Here is a 2,351-nt window from a genome sequence, read left to right as displayed (position 1 = left end):
AGGTTAAGTTGAAAAGACGGAGCCGCAGCGAAAGCGAGTCTGAATAGGGCGAATGAGTACGTTGTTGTAGACCCGAAACCGTGTGATCTACCCATGTCCAGGGTGAAGTCCAGGTAACACTGGATGGAGGCCCGAACCCACGCACGTTGAAAAGTGCGGGGATGAGGTGTGGGTAGGGGTGAAATGCCAATCGAACACGGAGATAGCTGGTTCTCCCCGAAATAGCTTTAGGGCTAGCCTCGAGGGAAGAGTGTTGGAGGTAGAGCACTGATTGGACTAGGGGTCCCCACAGGATTACCGAATTCAGTCAAACTCCGAATGCCAATCACTTATCCTCGGGAGTCAGACTGCGAGTGCTAAGATCCGTAGTCAAGAGGGAAACAGCCCAGACCATCAGCTAAGGTCCCAAAGTATACGTTAAGTGGAAAAGGATGTGGAGTTGCTTAGACAACCAGGATGTTGGCTTAGAAGCAGCCACCATTGAAAGAGTGCGTAATAGCTCACTGGTCGAGTGACTCTGCGCCGAAAATGTACCGGGGCTAAACGTATCACCGAAGCTATGGCTTGTCCTTATGGACAGGGGTAGGGGAGCGTTCCAAGGACAGCGAAGCATGATCGCAAGGACATGTGGAGTGCTTGGAAGTGAGAATGCCGGTATGAGTAGCGAAAAGAGGGGTGGGAATCCCCTCCGTCGAAAGCCTAAGGTTTCCTGAGGAAGGCTCGTCCGCTCAGGGTAAGTCGGGACCTAAGCCGAGGCCGAAAGGCGTAGGCGATGGCCAACAGGTTGAAATTCCTGTACCACCACGTCACCATTTGAGCAATGGGGGGACGCAGGAAGGTAAGGTAAGCGCGCTGATGGATATGCGCGTCCAAGCAGTTAGGCTGACAAGTAGGCAAATCCGCTTGTCATAAGGCTGAGCTGTGATGGCGAGGGAAATTATAGTACCGAAGTTCCTGATCCTACACTGCCAAGAAAAGCCTCTAGCGAGGTGACTGGTGCCCGTACCGCAAACCGACACAGGTAGGCGGGAAGAGAATTCTAAGACGCGCGGGAGAACTCTCGTTAAGGAACTCGGCAAAATGACCCCGTAACTTCGGGAGAAGGGGTGCTCTGATAGGGTGCAAGCCCGAGAGAGCCGCAGTGAATAGGCCCAAACGACTGTTTATCAAAAACACAGGTCTCTGCCAAGCCGCAAGGCGACGTATAGGGGCTGACACCTGCCCGGTGCTGGAAGGTTAAGAGGAGGGGTTATCCTTCGGGAGAAGCTCTGAATTGAAGCCCCAGTAAACGGCGGCCGTAACTATAACGGTCCTAAGGTAGCGAAATTCCTTGTCGGGTAAGTTCCGACCCGCACGAAAGGTGCAACGATTTGGGCACTGTCTCAACGAGAGACCCGGTGAAATTATATTACCTGTGAAGATGCAGGTTACCTGCGACAGGACGGAAAGACCCCATGGAGCTTTACTGTAGCTTGATATTGGATTTTGGTACAACTTGTACAGGATAGGTAGGAGCCTTGGAAGCCGGAGCGCTAGCTTCGGTGGAGGCGTCGGTGGGATACTACCCTGGTTGTACTGGAATTCTAACCTCGAACCGTGATCCGGTTCAGGGACAGTGTCAGGTGGGCAGTTTGACTGGGGCGGTCGCCTCCTAAAGAGTAACGGAGGCGCCCAAAGGTTCCCTCAGAATGGTTGGAAATCATTCGCAGAGTGCAAAGGCATAAGGGAGCTTGACTGCGAGACATACAGGTCGAGCAGGGACGAAAGTCGGGCTTAGTGATCCGGCGGCACCGCATGGAAGGGCCGTCGCTCAACGGATAAAAGCTACCCTGGGGATAACAGGCTAATCTCCCCCAAGAGTCCACATCGACGGGGAGGTTTGGCACCTCGATGTCGGCTCATCGCATCCTGGGGCTGAAGTAGGTCCCAAGGGTTGGGCTGTTCGCCCATTAAAGCGGTACGCGAGCTGGGTTCAGAACGTCGTGAGACAGTTCGGTCCCTATCCGTCGCAGGCGTAGGAAATTTGAGAGGAGCTGTCCTTAGTACGAGAGGACCGGGATGGACACACCGCTGGTGTACCAGTTGTTCCGCCAGGAGCATAGCTGGGTAGCTACGTGTGGAAGGGATAAGTGCTGAAAGCATCTAAGCATGAAGCCCCCCTCAAGATGAGATTTCCCATCACGTAAGTGAGTAAGATCCCTCAGAGATGATGAGGTTGATAGGTCTCATGTGTACGCATGGTGACATGTGAAGCTGAGAGATACTAATCGATCGAGGACTTAACCACCATACTTTTCTAAGATCATAAATCAGATATTCTGTTATCTAGTTTTGAGAGGACAACTTCTCAA

The 2,351-nt window shown here is 52.8% G+C and carries 1 rRNA gene; it reads left to right on the top strand.

The annotated features are described in order from the left end of the window. Positions 1-2,287, top strand: a 23S ribosomal RNA gene (locus QA612_RS22385); the annotation flags it as partial. Positions 2,288-2,351: the final 64 nt, after the last annotated feature.

Origin of the sequence: Evansella sp. AB-P1 (assembly GCF_029688925.1) — a bacterium.
In the GTDB taxonomy this organism is placed as follows: domain Bacteria; phylum Bacillota; class Bacilli; order Bacillales; family Salisediminibacteriaceae; genus Evansella.
This window is presented reverse-complemented; position numbering and strand designations above follow the sequence as displayed.